This is a genomic window from Rhodanobacter sp. B2A1Ga4, assembly GCF_018101315.1.
GTDB classification, from domain to species: Bacteria; Pseudomonadota; Gammaproteobacteria; order Xanthomonadales; family Rhodanobacteraceae; genus Rhodanobacter; species Rhodanobacter thiooxydans_A.
On sequence record NZ_JADBJR010000001.1, the window covers coordinates 859,780 to 877,776 of the forward strand.

Sequence of the window (17,997 nt, forward strand, 5' to 3'; positions counted from 1 at the left end):
ATGATTTCCACTCATCAATGAGCTCCGGTCATGGCACGCGAAAACTACAACGATCTGCTGGCCTTCCTCGCCGTGGCGCGCGAGCGCAGCTTCTCGCGGGCTGCCGCGCAGCTTGGCGTGTCGCCCTCGGCGCTCAGTCATACCATCCGCGCCCTGGAAGCCCGGCTTGGTCTGCGCCTGCTCACCCGCACCACGCGAAACGTTGCTCCCACTGAAGCGGGCGAACGACTGTCCAGGGAGCTGACGCCGAACTTCGAGGACATCGACGCGGCGCTCGCCAACCTGAGCGAACTGCGCGACAAGCCCAGCGGCACCCTGCGCATCACCACCGGCGAACATGCCGCCAGCACCATCCTGTGGCCGGTGCTGCGCAAGCTGCTGCCGGATTACCCGGACATCCGCGTCGAGGTGATCAGCGATTCCAGCCTGACCGACATCGTGGCCGAACGCTTCGATGCCGGTATCCGTCTGGGCGAGCAGGTAGCCCGGGACATGATCGCCGTACCCATCGGTCCACCAATGCGGATGGCGGTGGTCGGCTCACCAGGCTACCTGGCCTCACGCCCGCCGGTGAAAACACCGCGCGACCTCACCGGCCACGACTGCATCAACATCCGCTTCCTCACCCACGGCGGCCTGTACGCCTGGGAGTTCGAGAAGAAGGGCCACGCCTTGAACGTGCGCGTGGATGGACGGCTGACTTTCAACAGTACTCGCCACATCCTCGCAGCGACACTCGATGGCTTCGGCCTGGCCTGCGTGCCCGAAGATATGGTCGAGACGGACATTGCTGACGGCAAATTGCAACGCCTCCTCGCCGACTGGTGTCCACCCTTTCCCGGCTACCACCTCTACTACCCAAGCCGACGGCAATCTTCGCCGGCGTTCTCGTTGTTGGTGAAAGCGCTGCGAAAAAGCAGCTGACAAAAACGGCGCTGGTCGCGCAACGACAAACCTGTCCCGGCGGAAGAGCGGCCAAGGACAGAGCGGCCCTGCCGATCGACCAGACGCTGCGCAGGGCAAGGGAAGTTCCAACCCCCACGCCTGCATGAGCGAAAGAGGAAACCCGACCATTCCTTCGTGCCGAGTCTGCTGGAGCGCTGGCGGCGGGTGCCCACGGCATGGAAATACTTCGACAGGCCCCGCACGGAACCGATCTCAACGGCAGGCGACATCCCCAGCCTGCCGCGTCGATATCCACGCCATCAGTTCGAGTCGGGTGTAATCCGCTTCGCCGACACCGTGCCGGTGACTCTCCCCAACACCGTTGTGCCATTCGGCGCGAACTGGGTAATCGAGACGCTGCCCGCATAGGTGTCGCCGCCGGCCCCGAGCTGAAGCTGCTCGCGGATATTGGTCGGCCCGATGAAGATGGTCCCGGTCGGGTCCCATGACAGCGCGTAATGGTTGAGCTTGTAGCCGTAGACGCTGGTGTGCCGAAAAACGCCCAGGCAGAAATTGCTGGTCATCGGGGCCCGGCCGGAATTCATGATTTCGGTGCCATCGGCGTGCCAGGACACGAAACCCGCATCCAGCTGGGCGCCGTCCGGGATGCCGACATTGCCCTTCGAGGTGAAGGTGAATTGCCACAGGCCGGTGATCGGATCGAGTTGCTGCAGGAGGTTGTCGGCGCTGACCGCGGCACTATTGGCCGCTGGCGAAGCCTGCAGGGCTGCCGCCGCCTCGACGGCCGCGGCCGCGCTGTCGGGTAGCGCGTGCGGCAACGACCAGTGGGGCGAGCTCATGCTGCGGTAGTCGGTGAGGTTGCAGGCGTGCGCCCCGGTGGAAAGCGTGGCGGCGGCCGTGCCCAGGATGGCAATGGCGATGGCGGTGTGCAGACGGGTATTCATGGCAGGTCTCCTCGCTGGATATTGGACCGGTGACTGGCCGCGCCGAGGCGGCGAGGACGTCACCGTGGAGCGTGCTATGCGCCAATCCGGGATTCATGAGGACGCGATAGGGAAATGATGAGAAATCGCGGCTTAAACGCTTGAACACGCCGTGCCACCCGGCGTGATAATGCGGCCATGGCCACCGGCAAACCCCAGCTATCCGCGCCAGCCGCGGGTTTTTTCTGCTTTGCCGACGTGCAGGTGGATGTCGGCGCGCATCGCCTGACCCGAGACGGCAACGAAATCGACATCGAGCCCAAGGCGTTCGCCGTACTGCTCGAATTCCTGGCCCATCCAGACCAGTTGCTCAGCCGCGATCAGCTGCTCGATGCCGTCTGGGGCCACGTCTATGTCACCCAGACAACGCTGAATCGACTGGTCGTGCAGTTGCGACGAGCACTGGGCGACGATATCAAGTCGCCCCGCTGCATCCAGACCGTGCACGGCCTGGGCTACCGCTTCATCGCGCCGCTCACCTGCACACCGGGCGTCACGTCGGTGGCCGTGAGTTTTGCACCACCGGTACACGCGCGCCTGCCCGAACGCACCGGCGCCCTGATCGGCCGCGAGCAGGCGATCATCGAACTGGGGAACCTGCTCGACAGCGCCAGGCTTGTCACCATCACCGGCCCTGGCGGCATCGGCAAGACGCAAGCTGCACTGGAAACAGCGCGGGTCTGCGCGCCGGGCTTTCCCGACGGCGTCTGGTGGTTCGACTTCACGGCTTGCACGAAGGACGAAGGGCTGGCGCAGATACTGGGGGACGCCTTCGGTATCCGCAGCTCGGACGGTGAGGACAACCCGCTGGAACGCTTGGCCGAGGTCCTGCGGCCGCGCCGGGTATTGCTGGTGCTCGACAATTGCGAGCGGGTGGCCGAGCCGCTGGGGCGGATTGTCGAATCCCTGCTGTCCCTTTGCGCAGACCTTCGCATACTGATCACCAGCCAGCAGCGCCTGCATTGCCCGGGCGAAGCGCTTTGCTTCCTGCCTCCCCTGGAAACGCCCGCGTCCGGCAGCTGGAGCACTGCCGACGAAATCGCGCAACTGATGACCGTGCCTGCGGTGCAACTACTGATCACGCGCTCGCGTTCGCTGGCTTCGGGCTTCACGTTGACGGCGGCGAATGCCGCTGCCGTCGCCGAATTATGCCGACACCTGGACGGCCTGCCGCTCGCCCTGGAACTGGCTGCCGCGCGACTGCGACTGCTCAGTCCCGAACAACTGCTGCTGCGCATGCAGGATCGTTTCCGATGGTTGGCGGATGTGCCATCCGGCCGAACGCTTCATCACCAGACACTGAGCGCCCTGATCGCATGGAGCTTCGCGCTTCTGTCGGAACGGGAACAGGCGCTGCTGTGCGCCCTGGCCGTATTCGCCGGCGGCTGGACCTTGCATGGCGCCACGACCATAGGCACCGTGTTCGAGCTCAGCGGCGAACAGACGCTGGATCTGCTGGGCGGACTCGTCGACAAGTCGCTCGTCGCGGTCGACACCACGATCGACCCGCCGCGGTACGGCTTGCTCGACAGCGTGCGGCTGTTTGCGCTGGAGCAGCTGGGCAAGAGCGGAGACGAGGCACGCGTCCGGCGCGCGCACCTGAGGCATTGCATCGACTTCACCGCACGCGTGGATGCGCAAGTGCGCGGCCAGCGCCAGCAGTTATGGGTCGGTCGCGTATTGCGCGAGAAGGCCAACCTGCAGGCGGCCTTCGAGTTCGCGCTGGCGCATGCGGATCTTGCCGACGAGGCGATCACGCTGTGCTCCAACCTGTGCTGGTACTTCCGGATCCAGGGCGACTATCGCCAGGCAAACCAGTGGATGGATCTGGCCCTGCGCCAATCCGATACGCAGAATCTGCATCGCGCGCGCGCTGATCGCCAACGGCATAGCCCACCATCATCGACAGACCACCAGCCCCGCCGCCGCGCTGCTTCAGGAAGGCATCGCGCTGGCCACGCGGCTGGGTGACGATGCGCTCGCCGCCTCCGGCCAGGGGGTGCTCGCATTCGAGCATGCGATCCACGGTGACTTCGACGGCTCGGAGCGCTGCGTGGAAGCCGCGCTCGCGGTCGCGCAAGCGCAGGGTTCGGGCTGGTTGTGCTCGCTCGCGCTGCTGGGCCGCGGTATCGCCTGTGCGATGCGTGGGCAACATCGCGAAGCCGAGGCATGGATGAGCGAAGCCGCCGAGCTGACGGCGTCACCCGACCATGACGTCTTCCAGCACGGTTACGTGCTCATCAATCGGGCGCTGCAGCGGTTCCATCTCGGCGATACGCGCGGGGCGGCCCGTGACTGGCTGCGCACGCTCGACCTCAGCGTCGGTCTGCAGCACTGGCGCAGCGTTGCCGGCTGCATCGAGGGTGCGGCGTATCTCGTGCTCGGGCAAGGTGATGCCGACTTCGCCGCGCGGCTGCTCGCTGCAGCGGCGCGCGCACGCGACCTGACCGGTGCGCCACTGTTCCCGCAATGGCACGCCGCCCACGCCCAGGTCGAAACCCGCGCACGCGACCTGCTCGGAGAGGCATTCAAGGCCGCCCAGCAACAAGGTACCGCGACGCGGATCGAAAAGGTGGTCGAGCTGACCCGCGCGCGGCTGGCCGAGCTCAGCGCCTAGTTGTTGCGCACGGGCAAAAACAGTCCCGCCGGATCGTACCGCCGGCGCAAGTCCCGCAGGCGCGCGCGCGTGGCGGCATCGTGCGTCTGCGCTTGCCAGTCGCCGGCGTCACCGGCGAAGTTCGCCTGCATGGCGGCGCGCGCCCAGAGCACGAGCGAACTGCGCAGGCCGCGGGCCCATCCGCGAATCTCCGGGATTTTTTCCGCCGCGCCGGCATGACCGATCGCGTTGATGAAAAAAGGTGCATCGCGATGCACGAAGGCGCCCGCATCAGCCGGCGCGGAGGCTACCGCGCCGCCAAGGTGATGCACATGCACTTCGCACTGGGGATCGGGCACCGCGGCCGCACTGCCAACCAGCACGTCGATCAGCGCGTCATCGAGCGCGTCGAGGGTCGAGGTCGTCCAGTAGTAGTAATCACCGGCTGGCGCCTGCGCATCGAACGACTGCTGCCAGGCGGCGTAGGGCATCACGCCGCCGATCTTGCCCAGCGGCACGCCGAAGCTGGTGAGCGGTGCGAGCGCCTGCTCGCCGTGCGCGGGATCGCCACTCCAGCAGTAGGCCAGTGCAACGACGCGTTGACCGTGCACTGGCGCCGGCAGGAACGGCGCCGGCGGCGCCGTCGTGAACACCAGCATGAAAGTGGCCTGCTCCGGCGCCCGCGGCGTGAACTGGCGGAACGCACGCAGCAGCGCAGGCGCGGCTTCGATCGGATGGAACACGACGCCGGCAAGCACCTCGTTGACCGGATGCACGCGGAAGGCGAACCGCGTCACCACGCCAAGCCCGCCAGCGCCGCCGCGCAATGCCCAGAACAGATCGGCATGCTGGTCGGCGCTGGCGACGACACAGCGGCCATCGGCCAACACCACGTCGGCCGAGATCATGTTGTCGATCGCCAGGCCGCAATGCCGCATCAACCACCCCACGCCGCCACCCAGCGTGAGGCCGCCGACGCCGGTGCTCGATACGAAACCACCGGTGGTGGCGAGCCCGTGCGCTTGCGTCGCCGCATCGACCTCCCGCCACAGCGCGCCGCCTTCGACGTGCACGATGCCCGCCGGCACGTCGACTTCGACGTGATTCAGTGCGCCGAGGTCCAACATCAGCGCGCCATCACGCACGGCAAGACCGGCCACGTTGTGGCCACCGCCACGTATCGAGAGCGGCAGGCGTTCGCTGGCGGCGAACTTGACCGCGACGCTGACATCCTCGGCGTCGGCGCAACGCGCTATCGCCACGGGCCGGCGATCGATGGCACCGTTCCACACGCGCCGGCGCTGTTCGTAGTCCGCCTCGCCCGGGAGCAACAGCGGGCCGCGCATGGCGTCGGCCAATCGCTGCCATGTCTTCGCGTCCAGGCAACCCGGTTCGGCACTCATCATCCACCCCCATGCAACATCGGAAGGCACGCCGCCAGCATTCAGCGCTGTCCGCGGCACCGGGCTGACTATGAACCCGGCGCGACCGTGTTGTCATGAGGAAACGGTGAGAATTCAGCGAGAAGCCGCTCGACGTCCGGCGGGTCAGTGAACCGGTTGACTGGACTCCGCATCCACCGCCCGCTTGACCGCGGCCACGAACGCGCGCCGCGCGGCGACCAGTTCGCTGGACGTCGCGTGCGGCCACGCGCCGACCTGGGCGATCACCAGGTCACGCGCGGGATCGACGTAGACCATCTGGCCGAAGATGCCGATCGCGGCGTAGCTGCCGTCGGTATCGGTCCACCACAGGTAGCCGTAGCCGCGGTCGGGATCATCGACGCTTTCCTGGCGGCGCAGCGCGCCATCGAGCCAGGCCTTGGCGATCACCGGCTTGCCCGCGATGCGGCCGCCGTCGAGCATGAACTGCCCCAGCCGCGCGTAATCGCCCAGCGTGGCCGACAGGCCGCTGCCGCCGGTGTCGCTGCCATCGCATTCGTCCTTGATCCAGTACGCGTCGGCGGCCATGCCATACGGTTTCCAGATCGCCTGCGACAGGTAGGTGGCCAGCGAGCGGTGCGTGGCCCGCTGCACCAGGATGCCGAGCAGGTCGGTTTCCGCGGTGTTGTAGTTGAAGTGCGTGCCGGCCGGCCATTGCCGCGGCTGCTTGGCCAGGTAGGTGAGGATGTGCGCGCGGCCATCGACGCAAGCGTGCAGATACATCTGCGCCACGTCCGATTTCGCGTCGGCGTAGTCCTCGTTCCAGTGCACACCCGAGGTCATCGTCAGCAACTGCTGCACCGTGACCTTGGCGTAGGCGCTGTCGCGCAGTTCCGGGATGTAGGTGCCCAGCGTGTCGTCCATGCCGTGGATATAACCCTGCTGCAGGGCGATCCCCAGCAAGGTGGAGGTGACCGACTTGGCCACCGAGAACGACTCCCAGCGCTGCTCCGGCCCGAAGCCCGGCGCATAGCGCTGCAGGCGGATGCGGCCATGCTGCAGCACCATCACGCCGGCGAGGTGGTGCTGGTCCATGTAGCCGGCCAGCCACGCCGAGGCGTTCTGCTCCGGAACGACCAGCGGCTTGCCCTGCGGCAACGCATGGACGTGCGTGCCATGCGCGGCGCGGTCACTCGGGAACAGCTCGTACATCTTCCGGAACTGCGCCTCGCGCTGCGCCTGCGGCCAGAACAGCACCGTCTCGCGTTGCTGGCCGATGGTCGGGGTGCCCTGTTCGGCGGCTGTCGATGGCAACGGGACAGCAAGGCACAGTGCGGCAGCAAGCAGGCAGGCAAACGGGTTTGAACGCATGGCGCTATGTGTCGGGCAGTGGCGGAACCGCCATCTTACCGAGCCGTGACGCCGCGTCGAAGTACATGAACCGCACCCATGTCTTCACCCGACAGTCACGCGCGTTTTCACGCCATCGTCCGCAACGCGATGCTCCCATCTTGTGCGTACGGGTCGGCGTGCGTGCCATCCGCCGACCCGCACGCGTTGAACCACGCCTGCGCAAGCTGGCGACACCACTTCGTTACCGCACCAAGGAGCTCACCATGATCAAGCGCCTGCTTCCCCTGTTGATCGGACTGTCGGTCTGCGGTGTTGCCCTCGCGCAGACCATGCCGGCTACCAGCCAGCCGGCGACCAAGACCACGCAGACCACGACCACGGTGTCCACGTGGACGACGCAACCGCCCAGCGGCGCGCTGAGCGAAGACGCGATCAAGACCGCGATCGCCAACGCCGGCTACAAGGAAGTGAAGGGCCTTGGGTTCAGGGACGGCGTGTGGCGCAGCAAGGCCCGCGGTGGCAACAAGCAATGGGTCAAACTGGTGGTCGGCCCCGTCAACGGCAAGGTGTACGTTGCCGATGCACCATCCAAACTCAACCAGGACGAGGTCAAGGCCAAGCTCGTGGCGGCCGGCTACCAGGACGTCCACGACGTGGAGTTCGAGGACGGCCTGTGGAGCGCTGACGCCAGCACCGAACACGGCAACAAAGTCGACCTGCTGGTCGATCCGGACGACGGCAGCGTGGTGGCCAGGTCGCGCGATTGACACGCTCCGCTTGCAGTGATCACGGAAAACCCGGCGCCGTGGTGGCGCCGGGTTTCCTTTTTGCCGGGGCACACGCGACGGTTCATGCCGGCCGGTAGACGACGGCCATGGCACCCGAGTCGAAGGGCATCGCGCTGATCAGGCGCAGATCGACCGGACTGCGTAGTGCGCAGAACAGCGGCTGGCCCTGGCCCAGTACCACCGGATGAATGGCCAGTCGATATTCGTCGATGAGGCCGCAGGCAACCAGGCTTTGCGCAAACCGGGCGCCGCCATGCGCCAGGATGTAGTTGCCCGGCTGTTCCTTCAGCCGGAGAACTTCCTCCACCAGATCGCCGCGCGCCACCGCGGGCTCGGCCCAGGACTTGAGGGCCGCCGCGGTCGGCGTGGCGCCATGCCGCGCCGCATTGCGCGCCCTCGCTTCGGCGAGCGCGGCCGTCGTCTGGTCCGCCTGCGGGCCGCGCTCGATCCCCTGCCGCGAGAAAATGATCTTGGGAATGTCGTTCATCGGCGCTGCGATCGGCATCTCCGAATAGGGCCAGAACGCCGCCATGTCGTGATAGCTGCGGCTCCCCATGATGTGCACGCCGGCCCCGCGCAGCGTATCGAGAACCCACGCCGTGGAATCGGCCCCGCCAGAGGAGCGGAAGATCCAGTCGGCCTCGCCGTTTGGTCCGGCGACAAAGCCGTCCAGCGAGACGGACATCTTCAACACCAGCTTTCTCTTTGCAGCCGTTGAGCCAGCCATGATTCCTCCTTGGTCTTGCCGATGGTTTGTCGAGCCGGGACGCCCCTGTCGATGCGGGCCTCTTTGCAGGGTAACGACGAATGGCGGGAGCACGTTTCGACAGGGTCCGGGCACGGGTTCCGGGGAGCTGACCCGAAGCAACGCTTGTAAACCGCCTTCCGGAACAGGATGCTCTGCTCTCCCCCGGCGCCTTGAGACAGAAGCACGGCCTCGTCGATCACCTCACCCTGGCAGACCGTCAGGATACCTCCCGCTTCCGAAAGAACCCTGCCAAGCCGGTGCGCCATGAGCAACGTCCTTACCATCCATGAATTCCGCGATGACCTCGCGGTGCACTTCCACGACATCAATGCGGAGTGGATCAACGCCATGTTCCGCCTCGAAGCCACCGATCGGGATGTGCTGGAGAACCCGCGAGCGAAGATCATCGACGCGGGTGGCGTCATTCTGTTTGTCGAGGCAAGCGGACTGGGGATAGTTGGTGCATGCGCCCTCCAGAAAACGGGAGCCACCAGCTATGAGCTCACCAAGATGGGGGTGCGCGAGTCGGCACGCGGCATGAAGGCCGGGGAGTTCCTGCTCGCCGCGATCATCGACCGGGCAAGATCGCTGGGAGCCGATCCCCTGTACCTGCTCACCAACGCCAAATGCGCCGCCGCCATTCACCTGTACGAGAAGCTTGGCTTCCAACACGATGCCGAGATCATGGCCCGGTATGGTGCGCGCTATCAAAGGTGCGACGTGGCCATGCGCTACCACGAGGAAGTCTTGCGGTAAGCCACCAAGGCTTCCGGCTGTGGCGGGCATTCCGCCTGGAGTCGGGAGCGGTCTTTCGCAGATTGAAGGCTGCATGGTTTGAAGCCCCAGCGCGCCCACTTGTTCACAAGACGCTTCAAGCCCACCGCGCGGGCAGGAACCGGCTGTTACGCAGCAGTCCCGCCGAGACCAGCGACACCAGCACGCCGACCGGGAATATTTCCGCGAAAGTCATCGGTACTGGTCTGGCTCGGTCGGCACGATCGCCCAATTCAATGCCACGGGCGACGCTCCGGAAATTATCCCTGACAGCATTTTTCTTACGCTACAGCACGCGTTTCAGCTGTACGAGAAATGCGACGACATGGCCAGGTGCAAATCCTGCTTCGTTCAACCCATGCTTCTGCCACAACTCCAAAACGACGCGCTCTCTCGCGTTGGGCGGGCGCCCACCACCAGCGCCGCCAGCACACTCAGGCGTTGACATACGCATGTCGAGATCGGCTGTTCTGATGCTCACCACGACGCACACGGCGATGCCGTCACGACGGCGCCGTTCGATCTGCTGAACGATCCAGTCAGACGAAGCGTCATCCAAAGGTTTTTCGTCGTTACCAACCTTCACGCTTATCATGGGTATGCCCCTCTATCGCGCACATGCGCGCATTCGGACGGTGCGCCACGACAGTCGCATGGGGTGCGACAGTAGACGCCCATGACATAAAGATGCCAAGGACAACTTGGTTGCTACGACCGGATAAAGGGACGGAGGTAATTAATTACCTCCGTCCCTTTAATTCCGGAGTCGGGAGCGGTCTTTCGCAGATTGAAGGCTGCATGGTTTGAAGCCCCAGCGCGCCCACTTGTTCACAAGACGCTTCAAGCCCACCGCGCGGGCAGGAACCGGCCGTTGCGCAGCAGTCCCGCCGAGACCAACGACACCAGCACGCCGACCAGGAATATTTCCGCGAAGGTCATCGGTACTGGTCTGGCTCGGTCGGCACGATCGCCCAATTCAATGCCACGGGCGACGCTCCGGAAATTATCCCTGACACCATTTTTTTTCCTGACACCATTTTTTCACGCCTAAGGAATTGTTAGGCGGTATTGCGGGCGGCTGCAATTTTAGCAAGCGTTTCGTTGATGTCTTTGAGCTTGCGTACATAAGGATCCTGAGGCACGTCTGCATTGAGATATGGCCGCAGATCTATCAGGTGCGTCTCATCAACTGCCTTGGCGCCATGGCGATACTGCGCACCCACAGAAAAGGTAGTGGGGCATTGAGGGTTGTTGCCGTCGTTGACAAAAACCACAAAGCTCTGAGCCAGAGCAAAGACAATCTCAGAGCCGGCCGGGAACGCGTCTATTTGATTAGTAAAGACGCTGAACTTCGCAATGTCCTTTGCGGGCTGTCCGAATTTGAAGAACGATTTGTCAAGAGTCAATCGCAGATCAAGCGCAGCAGTCTTTCCGACATTGGCAATACGCAGATAAAAGATTGGATTGTCTGGCTCCAGAAAGGGCGTGACTGTGACGTAAGGCCGGTAGGCTGCCTCAGTTTGCTCAGACATTGCAGCCACAACGCGCTCATTAGCGCGAAGCATCTTGAAAGTGACCCAAGCGTAGAAGCCTGTAATCAGAACAAGTAGACCTGTCAGCACTTCCATGGTCATTGGGTTGCCCCCTAACGTTGGAATTGAGCGGCGGCGCAGCCGCCCGCCTCGAATGAGATGTTAGGTTTGCAGCCGATCAAGCTCGATTGCAAACGCCCTCACCCCTCCAAACAATCAAACCGCCGATCCGCCTCCACCTCGGCGTCGTAATCCACGTCATCGCGATCAAACCCGAACAACTTCAGGAACTCGTGCTTGTAGCCGTCGTAGTCGGTGATCTGGCGCAGGTTCTCGGTGGTGACGGTAGGCCAGACAGTCTTACAAGCGTCCTGCACGACGTCGCGCAGTTCCCAGTCATCCAGGCGGATGCGGCCTTCGTCGTCGGTCGGTGCCGGCTTGCCATCGGCGCGATAGAGGCGATCGTGGAACAGGCGGTTGGCTTGTTCGATCGGGTTTTCGTGGATGCCCTGCTCTTTCATGATCTTGAAGGCGATGGACACGTACAGCGGGATCACCGGGATGGCGGCGCTAGCCTGGGTGACCACGGACTTCATCACACCGACATAGGCTTCGAGGCCGGGATGGCGGCTGCGCAATTGCTTGGCCGTGTTGTCGAGGTGCTGCTTGGCCTGGCCGAGGGTGCCGTGCCAGTACATCGGCCAGGTGATCTCGGTGCCGATGTAGCTGTAGGCAATCGTCTTGGCGTGTTCGGCGAGTACACCTGCCTTGCTCAGCGCGTCGATCCACAGCGCCCAGTCCTCGCCGCCCATCACGGTGACGGTGTCCTTGATCTCCTGCTCGGTGGCCGGCTCGATGGTGGCTTCGATCACCGTGTCCTTGTTGGTGTCGACCGAGGTGTTGTGGAACGGCTCGCCGATGGTCTTGAGCGCCGAGCGCACCACTTCGCCGGTGTCGGGCAGCTTGCGCACGGGCGAGGCCAGCGAGTAGACCACCAGGTCGATCGGGCCGCCCATGTCGTTCTTGATGATCTCGATGGCCTTGGCGCGGGTTTCGTGGGCGAACGCGTCGCCGTTGATCGACTTGCTGTACAGGCCGGCCTGCTTGGCGGCCTTGTCGAACGCGGCGGCGTTGTACCAGCCGGCGGTGCCGGTCTTGTCGTCGCTGCTGGGTTTCTCGAAGAACACGCCGAGCGTGGCGGCGCCGTAGCCGAAGGCGGCGGTGATGCGCGAGGCCAGGCCGTAGCCGGTGGAGGCGCCGATCACCAGCACGCGCTTTGGACCCTTGCCCCGGGCGTGGCCGGCGGCTTCGGTGATCGCGATCTGGTCGAGCACGTTGTGTTCGCAACCGAGCGGATGGGCGGTGACACAGATGAAACCGCGGACTTTGGGCTTGATGATCACTCGATGGCTCCTGCTGGTAATCGGCAATTCGTCATATTAACCAAGCCGGGCGGCCATGCGCTGCCGTAGGGAACTTCGAATGACCCGGTTTACTGGTCATCCCGGCGAAGGCCGGGATCGCATGCAGCTGTTGCGAAAGGCCAAAGGGATGGCCAGCTCTGTCGGTGAAGAGCGATTCCAGCCTTCGCTGGAATGACGATAGAGGGAGGGAATGACGAGAGGGGGAGGTTTTTCGAGATGCTTCGTGGAGGCCGTCTCCGACTGAAACGCGCTCAGCTTCCGGTCGGCAGGCGCGCCAGCGTCTTCAACACGGCGGCCAGCGCACGCACCTGCCCGGCATCGCTGCCCAGTTCGCCGGCTTGCATGTCGCCCAGCAGCGGTCGCCGATGGTGCATGCCCGAGGGCAGCTGGTGCTTGGCGGAAGCATGGAATTCGTGCGCGCCGGTGGCGGCGGCCAGCGCCATGATGTTCTGCGCTGTGACGCCGGCGCCGGGCATCACCGCCAGACGTCCTGCGGCCTGCGCCACCAGGTCGCGGATCAGCGCGGCGCCCTCCACCGCGCTGGCCTGCGCGCCCGAGGTCAGCACCCGCTCGCAACCCAGCGCGACGATGTCTTCCAGCGCGCGCGCCGGGTCGCGGCTGAGATCGAAAGCGCGGTGGAAGGTCACGCCCAGTGTCCCCGCCGCAGCGATCAGGGCGCGGCAGCGCGCCATGTCCACGCCGCCCTCGGCATCGAGCACGCCGAGCACCACGCCGTCGCAGCCGAGCGCCACGCAGGTCTCGATGTCGCGCTGCATCGCCTCACATTCCAGCTCGCTGTAGAGGAAGTCGCCGGCGCGCGGGCGGATCAGTACGTACAGCGGAATGCGCAGGCGCTCGCGGGCCAGCGCGATCTGCGCGTGCGACGGCGTCAGCCCGCCCAGCTCCAGCGCCGTGCACAGTTCGACCCGCCCCGCGCCGCCTTCCTGGGCGGCCAGCGCGGAGGCGACCGAGTTGGCGGCGATTTCCAGGATCACGAATAGCTCGTGGTGTAGACGCTTTGCGAGGGGATCAGGGCGTCCTGCTTCTGCGCATCGCACACGGCGTAGGAGAAGCCGTGCTGGATCGCATAGGCGCCGACCTCGCCCGCGCGGTTCATCGCCAGGAAACCGACCTGCAGGGTCTTCGATGCCTCGCGGCGCTTGTTGACGATGCGCATCACCGCCTCCTTGCAGGCCTCGTGCGGCGAGCGGCCCTGGCGCATCAGTTCGACGACGAGGAAGCTGCCGGCGTTGCGGATCACTTCTTCGCCGACGCCGGTGGAGGTGGCGCCGCCGACCTCGCCGTCCACGTACAGGCCGGCGCCGATGATCGGGCTGTCGCCGACGCGGCCGCGCATCTTCCATGCCATGCCGCTGGTGGTGCAGGCGCCGGCCAGGCGGCCCTGAGCGTCGATCGCCAGCATGCCGATGGTGTCGTGGTTGTCCTTGCCGCCGGGCATGCCGGTACGGCCGTAGTCGTGCACTTCGCTGTTGATGGACGGCTGGTAGCGCGCCGTCTTCTGCCATTCGTGCCAGGCCTTCTCGGCTTCCGGCGTAAGCAGGTTTTGCTTACGGAAGCCCTGCTCCAGCGCGAACTGCAAGGCGCCCTCGCCGACCAGCAGCACGTGCGGCGTGCGCTCCATCACGCGCCGCGCCACCGAGATCGGGTGCTCGATGTGCTCGAGCGCGGCCACCGCACCGCAGTTGCCGTCGGCGTCCATGATGCTGGCGTCGAGGGTGACGTGGCCGTCGCGATCCGGATAGCCGCCCTTGCCCACGCTGTGGTTCTTCAGGTCCGACTCGGGCACCTGCACGCCGGTCTCGACTGCATCCAGCGCGTGGCCGCCCTGGCCCAGGATCGCCCAGGCCGCCCGGTTCGCGGCAACGCCGAAATCCCAGGTCGAGACGACCCGCACGGTCGACGCCTTCGCCCCGCGCGCCGCCGGCCCGGCGACTAGCCCGCCTGCCCACGCCAGCATCGGCGCCGAAGCGCCAAGCAGGGATGCCTTGAGGAAACGCCTGCGGTCAGTCATGGCTTTCTCCGTGTCTGCAAACAAAAAACCCCGCACAGGATGCGGGGTTTCGCTTTTGCCTTGCAACGTTTGTCTGGCTGATCAGGCGGCTTCGACCGCCGATGCCTGGGCGCCCTTCGGACCCTGGGTCACTTCGAACTTGACGCGCTGGCCTTCCTGCAGGCTACGGAAGCCCTTGCTGGTGATCGCCGAAAAATGGACGAATACGTCCGCACTGCCGTCCTCGGGTGCGATGAAGCCGAAACCCTTGGCATCGTTGAACCATTTGACCGTACCGAAACTCATCTGAGCGAACCTCTGGATCCATGGAATGGGTGCGCCAGGAACTGCGCTGAACCACTAGCCCCCTAGGTTCGCCGCCCCGGCGGGAGGAAAGTATCAATATGTGAAGGCCGAACGCAATACGAATATGTTCCGCCGGTCCACGAATTCGCCGCGGTGCTCAACTTTTCAGCATCGCCGCCAGGATGCGCGGCACCTCGGCGGTGGCTGCCGCCAGGTGGGCGAAAATTTCCTCGATGCTGATCTCCGCCTCGTCGCCGCAGCCGGCGGCGAAGTTAGCCACCAGCGCCAGGCAGGCGTATTCCAGTTGCAGTTCGCGTGCCAGCGCCGCTTCGGGCATGCCGGTCATGCCGACCAGGTCGCAGCCATCGCGCTTCATCCGTGCGATCTCGGCGCGGGTTTCCAGCCGCGGCCCCTGCGTCGCGCCGTAGCAGCCGCCGCCGATCACCTCCACGTTCACCGCGCGCGCCGCCGCCAGCAGCTGCAGACGTAGCGCTTCGGTGTATGGCTCGCTGAAGTCGATGTGCTTCACCTCGGCGCCCTCGACGTCGCAGTAGCTGGTGGTGCGGCCGTGGGTGTAGTCGATCAGCTGGTCGGGCACCACGATCACCCGCGGCCCCATGTCGCCACGGATGCCGCCCACCGCGTTCACGCCGATCACCCGGCGCGCGCCCAGGCTGTGCAGCGCCCACAGGTTGGCGCGGTAGTTCACCCGGTGCGGCGGTAACATGTGGCCCTCGCCGTGGCGGGCCAGGAAGGCGATGCGCTTGCCGGCGAAGTCACCGAGCACCACGTCGCCCGAAGCCTCACCGTAGGGCGTATCCACCGTCTGCCGCGTGGCGTTTTCGAGGCCCGGAAAGTTGTACAGGCCGCTGCCGCCGATGACGGCGAGGTCGATGGTGGCGTGGTTGGGGTGAGGCATCGTGGTGGTCCGTTGCAGTCTGGAGTTGAAGGGCACATTTACTCCCTCCCCTGCTTGCAGGGGAGGGTTGGGGAGGGGTCGCTCTTGATCTTCAAAGTCAAAGGCAAGAGCTTTACCCCCTCCAACCTCCCCCTGCGAGCAGGGGGAGGAGCAAAGCCCTATCCCGCGCTATCGTCCTTCAGCGCATAGATCGCCGGCAGGTTGCGGCCCTGTTCGTAATAATCCATGCCGTAGCCGAACACGTAACGGTCCGGCAGTTCGACACCGTTGAAATCGGAGGCGATGCCTTCGACCAGGCGATCGTGCCGCTTGGTGCACAGGCTGGCGATCAACACGCGTTTGGCGCCGCGCCGGTAGCAGTCCTCGCGCACCGCCTTCAGCGTGTGGCCCTCGTCGAGGATGTCGTCGACCAGCAGCACCGTGCGGCCGGCCAGCGACACCACCGGCTCGCGCAACCAGTGCAGGTCGCTGCCGGAGGTGGCGCCGCGGTAGCGGGTGGCGTGCACGTAGTCGAATTCCAGGTCGGTGCGGATCGCCAGCGCGAGCTGCCCGGCGAAGATCAGTGCGCCGTTCATCACGGTGAGGAACACGGCGCGCTCACCGTCCAGCGCGGCGTCGATGCGCCGGCCAATGTCGGCGATCACGCTTTCCAGGGTGGCGCGGTCATGCAGCAGCTCGGCCTGCGCCAGCGCATCGGCCAGGGGCGGGATCGGAGTATTCATGCGGTTCCTTGGTCGGCGTTGAGCGCCGTGATGCGCGCGACGAAACGCTCGCGCTGCGGGTTGTTGGTGAGGCCGTCCCAGCTTGAGCCCAGCGACCCGCGCATGGCGGCCAGTTGCGGCGGCATCGGCGAAGCGTCTTCAGGCATCGCCGCGATCGCCTCGTCCACCACCTCGGGGAAGCAGGCCAGCACCAGGTCACAGCCGGCGTCCAGGTGCGCGCGCACCCGCTCGCCCACGCTGCCAGCCGCACCGGCGGCGGCCATGCTGATGTCGTCGCTGATCACCGCGCCGGCAAAACCCAGCTCGCCGCGCAGGATCTGCTCGATCCACACCTTCGAGTAGCCCGCCGGGCGGCTGTCCACCGCCGGATAGGTGACGTGCGCCATCATCACCGCCTCGACCCGCGCCTCGATGCACTCGGCGAACGGCAGAAGGTCGTCGCGGCGGATCTGCTCCAGGCTGCGTGGGTCGATCGCCTGCGCCTTGTGCGTGTCGGCGGCGACCGAGCCATGCCCCGGGAAGTGCTTGAGCACCGCCGCCATGCCGCCCAGGTGCATGCCGCGCACGTAGGCCTGGGCCAGTTCGGCGGTCACCGCCGGGTTGGCGTGGAACGCGCGCAGGCCGATCGCCGCGTTGCCACGGGCCAGATCCACCACCGGCGCGAAGCTGAAATCGACGCCGCTGGCGCGCAGCTCGCTGGCCATCACCCAAGCATGTTCCTCGGCCAGGCGAACCGCCTCGGCCGGATCGCGGTCGTAGACCGCGCCGATCGCGGCCAGCGGCGGCAGGCGGGTGAAGCCGTCGCGGAAGCGCTGCACCGGGCCGCCCTCCTGGTCGACCGCGATCAGCAGGTCGTCGCCACCGGCCTCGCGGATCGCCTCGCACAGCGCGATCAGCTGCTCGCGCGACTGATAATTGCGCGCGAACAGCAGCACGCCGGCGACGCCCGGCGCGGTGAGCCAGCGCTTCTCGTGCTCGGCCAGTTCCAGCGTGGCCACGCCGATCATCAACATGCGGCATCCTCGGCGGCGCGCTCCGCCGGTGACCATTGCCGGTACGGATGCGCGATCAGGTTCACGTTGTAGTAGCGCGTCAGCGCGCTCACCTCGCGGCCCAGCCACGACGGCCGCGGGAACAGCGCATCGACCGCCGGCAGCTCGACTTCGGCCACGACCAACCCCGCATTGTCGCCGGCGAATTCGTCGACCTCGAACAGCACGCCGTCGACCCGCACGTAATGGCGGGTCTTCTCAAGCACGCCGTCGCACAACTCGCCCAACAGTATCCGCGCGTCGGCCACCGGTATCGGATAGTCGAATTCGGTACGGGCGATGGCTGAGCTGGCCGCCTTGATGTTGAGCCACGCCACGTCGCCGGCGAGGCGGGCGCGCACCGAAGCGCGCGCTTGCCCAGCCCGCAGCGCCTGCGCACCCACCAGATAGCCCTGCGCGATCGGTTCGCTACGTTCGACGCTCGCGCGCCAGCCGTCGTCGGCAAGCAGAAATTTTCGTTCGATCTCGATGGGCACGGGTAGCTGCTCTCAGCCTGCGACA

General features: G+C 65.7%; 19 protein-coding genes. 5 read left to right on the forward strand and 14 right to left on the reverse strand.

Annotation, left to right across the window (positions count from 1 at the left end; genetic code table 11):
- Positions 1-30: 30 nt before the first annotated feature.
- A complete protein-coding gene (locus IMW82_RS03900; protein WP_108472954.1) occupies positions 31-924 on the forward strand; it encodes a LysR family transcriptional regulator in 894 nt (297 codons plus the stop codon).
- Positions 925-1,205: 281 nt separating this feature from the next.
- Here the strand turns inward: IMW82_RS03900 and IMW82_RS03905 are convergent, their stop codons facing one another.
- Entirely contained in the window at positions 1,206-1,850 is a 645-nt protein-coding gene (locus IMW82_RS03905; RefSeq protein WP_108472955.1) for a hypothetical protein, read from the reverse strand.
- A gap of 177 nt (positions 1,851-2,027) precedes the next feature.
- Between IMW82_RS03905 and IMW82_RS03910 the strand changes: the two genes are divergently transcribed.
- Together IMW82_RS03910 and IMW82_RS03915 are read left to right on the forward strand one after the other, a co-directional pair.
- The gene (locus IMW82_RS03910) at positions 2,028-3,860 is read left to right on the forward strand and encodes a winged helix-turn-helix domain-containing protein (RefSeq protein WP_211003902.1); all 1,833 of its coding nucleotides are present in this window, start codon (positions 2,028-2,030) and stop codon (positions 3,858-3,860) included.
- An 82-nt stretch (positions 3,861-3,942) separates the two neighbouring features.
- Positions 3,943-4,506 (forward strand): hypothetical protein, encoded by a 564-nt coding sequence (locus IMW82_RS03915; protein ID WP_211003903.1) that lies wholly within the window; start codon positions 3,943-3,945, stop codon positions 4,504-4,506.
- On the opposite strand, the gene IMW82_RS03920 is transcribed toward IMW82_RS03915, so the two are convergent.
- Complete coding sequence (locus IMW82_RS03920; RefSeq protein ID WP_211003904.1) at positions 4,503-5,888, reverse strand: FAD-binding oxidoreductase; 1,386 nt, start codon at positions 5,886-5,888, stop codon at positions 4,503-4,505. The genes IMW82_RS03915 and IMW82_RS03920 overlap by 4 nt on opposite strands.
- A 144-nt stretch (positions 5,889-6,032) precedes the next feature.
- Positions 6,033-7,238, reverse strand: coding sequence for a serine hydrolase domain-containing protein (locus IMW82_RS03925; protein ID WP_108472958.1), 1,206 nt, complete (start codon positions 7,236-7,238; stop codon positions 6,033-6,035).
- 245 nt (positions 7,239-7,483) lie between these two features.
- Here IMW82_RS03925 and IMW82_RS03930 point away from each other — a divergent pair, with 245 nt between their 5' ends.
- Positions 7,484-7,987, forward strand: a complete 504-nt coding sequence (locus IMW82_RS03930) for a PepSY domain-containing protein (RefSeq protein WP_108472996.1) — start codon at positions 7,484-7,486, stop codon at positions 7,985-7,987.
- A gap of 82 nt (positions 7,988-8,069) precedes the next feature.
- Here the strand turns inward: IMW82_RS03930 and IMW82_RS03935 are convergent, their stop codons facing one another.
- Entirely contained in the window at positions 8,070-8,735 is a 666-nt protein-coding gene (locus IMW82_RS03935) for a dihydrofolate reductase family protein (protein WP_108472959.1), read from the reverse strand.
- Between the two features lie 285 nt (positions 8,736-9,020).
- Between IMW82_RS03935 and IMW82_RS03940 the strand changes: the two genes are divergently transcribed.
- Positions 9,021-9,512 (forward strand): GNAT family N-acetyltransferase, encoded by a 492-nt coding sequence (locus IMW82_RS03940; RefSeq protein WP_211003905.1) that lies wholly within the window; start codon positions 9,021-9,023, stop codon positions 9,510-9,512.
- Between the two features lie 304 nt (positions 9,513-9,816).
- Here the strand turns inward: IMW82_RS03940 and IMW82_RS03945 are convergent, their stop codons facing one another.
- From IMW82_RS03945 to IMW82_RS03990, 10 genes are all read right to left on the reverse strand, one after another.
- On the reverse strand, positions 9,817-10,125 hold the full coding sequence (locus tag IMW82_RS03945; RefSeq protein ID WP_211003906.1) for a hypothetical protein: 309 nt from the start codon (positions 10,123-10,125) through the stop codon (positions 9,817-9,819).
- Between the two features lie 463 nt (positions 10,126-10,588).
- Complete coding sequence (locus tag IMW82_RS03950) at positions 10,589-11,158, reverse strand: hypothetical protein (RefSeq protein WP_211003907.1); 570 nt, start codon at positions 11,156-11,158, stop codon at positions 10,589-10,591.
- Positions 11,159-11,262: 104 nt separating this feature from the next.
- Positions 11,263-12,465, reverse strand: coding sequence for an enoyl-ACP reductase FabV (gene fabV, locus IMW82_RS03955; protein ID WP_211003908.1), 1,203 nt, complete (start codon positions 12,463-12,465; stop codon positions 11,263-11,265).
- Positions 12,466-12,737: 272 nt separating this feature from the next.
- Positions 12,738-13,481, reverse strand: coding sequence for a copper homeostasis protein CutC (locus IMW82_RS03960; RefSeq protein WP_211003909.1), 744 nt, complete (start codon positions 13,479-13,481; stop codon positions 12,738-12,740).
- Positions 13,478-14,518, reverse strand: a complete 1,041-nt coding sequence (locus IMW82_RS03965; RefSeq protein WP_211003910.1) for a N(4)-(beta-N-acetylglucosaminyl)-L-asparaginase — start codon at positions 14,516-14,518, stop codon at positions 13,478-13,480. Before IMW82_RS03965 ends, IMW82_RS03960 begins: the two co-directional genes overlap by 4 nt.
- Positions 14,519-14,599: 81 nt before the next feature.
- Positions 14,600-14,803: a cold-shock protein gene (locus tag IMW82_RS03970; protein WP_108472965.1), complete on the reverse strand. Its 204-nt coding sequence runs from the start codon at positions 14,801-14,803 to the stop codon at positions 14,600-14,602.
- A gap of 157 nt (positions 14,804-14,960) precedes the next feature.
- Positions 14,961-15,722 carry an S-methyl-5'-thioinosine phosphorylase gene (locus IMW82_RS03975; protein WP_211003911.1) on the reverse strand — a complete coding sequence of 254 codons (762 nt, stop codon included), beginning with the start codon at positions 15,720-15,722 and terminating at the stop codon, positions 14,961-14,963.
- Positions 15,723-15,880: 158 nt separating this feature from the next.
- Positions 15,881-16,444, reverse strand: coding sequence for a hypoxanthine-guanine phosphoribosyltransferase (locus IMW82_RS03980; RefSeq protein WP_211003912.1), 564 nt, complete (start codon positions 16,442-16,444; stop codon positions 15,881-15,883).
- On the reverse strand, positions 16,441-17,457 hold the full coding sequence (gene nagZ, locus IMW82_RS03985; protein WP_108472968.1) for a beta-N-acetylhexosaminidase: 1,017 nt from the start codon (positions 17,455-17,457) through the stop codon (positions 16,441-16,443). The genes IMW82_RS03980 and nagZ overlap by 4 nt, the downstream gene beginning before the upstream one ends.
- Entirely contained in the window at positions 17,451-17,972 is a 522-nt protein-coding gene (locus IMW82_RS03990) for a CYTH domain-containing protein (protein WP_211003913.1), read from the reverse strand. The genes nagZ and IMW82_RS03990 overlap by 7 nt, the downstream gene beginning before the upstream one ends.
- Between the last annotated feature and the right edge of the window lie 25 nt (positions 17,973-17,997).

Bases quoted from the DNA above. Each gene is read 5' to 3' on its own strand.
- IMW82_RS03900 (WP_108472954.1), top strand. From the start codon at position 31: ATGGCACGCGAAAACTACAACGATCTGCTGGCCTTCCTCGCCGTGGCG.
- IMW82_RS03905 (WP_108472955.1), bottom strand. From the start codon at position 1,850: ATGAATACCCGTCTGCACACCGCCATCGCCATTGCCATCCTGGGCACG.
- IMW82_RS03910 (WP_211003902.1), top strand. From the start codon at position 2,028: ATGGCCACCGGCAAACCCCAGCTATCCGCGCCAGCCGCGGGTTTTTTC.
- IMW82_RS03920 (WP_211003904.1), bottom strand. From the start codon at position 5,888: ATGAGTGCCGAACCGGGTTGCCTGGACGCGAAGACATGGCAGCGATTG.
- IMW82_RS03925 (WP_108472958.1), bottom strand. From the start codon at position 7,238: ATGCGTTCAAACCCGTTTGCCTGCCTGCTTGCTGCCGCACTGTGCCTT.
- IMW82_RS03930 (WP_108472996.1), top strand. From the start codon at position 7,484: ATGATCAAGCGCCTGCTTCCCCTGTTGATCGGACTGTCGGTCTGCGGT.
- IMW82_RS03935 (WP_108472959.1), bottom strand. From the start codon at position 8,735: ATGGCTGGCTCAACGGCTGCAAAGAGAAAGCTGGTGTTGAAGATGTCC.
- IMW82_RS03940 (WP_211003905.1), top strand. From the start codon at position 9,021: ATGAGCAACGTCCTTACCATCCATGAATTCCGCGATGACCTCGCGGTG.
- IMW82_RS03945 (WP_211003906.1), bottom strand. From the start codon at position 10,125: ATGATAAGCGTGAAGGTTGGTAACGACGAAAAACCTTTGGATGACGCT.
- IMW82_RS03950 (WP_211003907.1), bottom strand. From the start codon at position 11,158: ATGGAAGTGCTGACAGGTCTACTTGTTCTGATTACAGGCTTCTACGCT.
- IMW82_RS03965 (WP_211003910.1), bottom strand. From the start codon at position 14,518: ATGACTGACCGCAGGCGTTTCCTCAAGGCATCCCTGCTTGGCGCTTCG.
- IMW82_RS03970 (WP_108472965.1), bottom strand. From the start codon at position 14,803: ATGAGTTTCGGTACGGTCAAATGGTTCAACGATGCCAAGGGTTTCGGC.
- IMW82_RS03975 (WP_211003911.1), bottom strand. From the start codon at position 15,722: ATGCCTCACCCCAACCACGCCACCATCGACCTCGCCGTCATCGGCGGC.
- IMW82_RS03980 (WP_211003912.1), bottom strand. From the start codon at position 16,444: ATGAATACTCCGATCCCGCCCCTGGCCGATGCGCTGGCGCAGGCCGAG.
- nagZ (WP_108472968.1), bottom strand. From the start codon at position 17,457: ATGTTGATGATCGGCGTGGCCACGCTGGAACTGGCCGAGCACGAGAAG.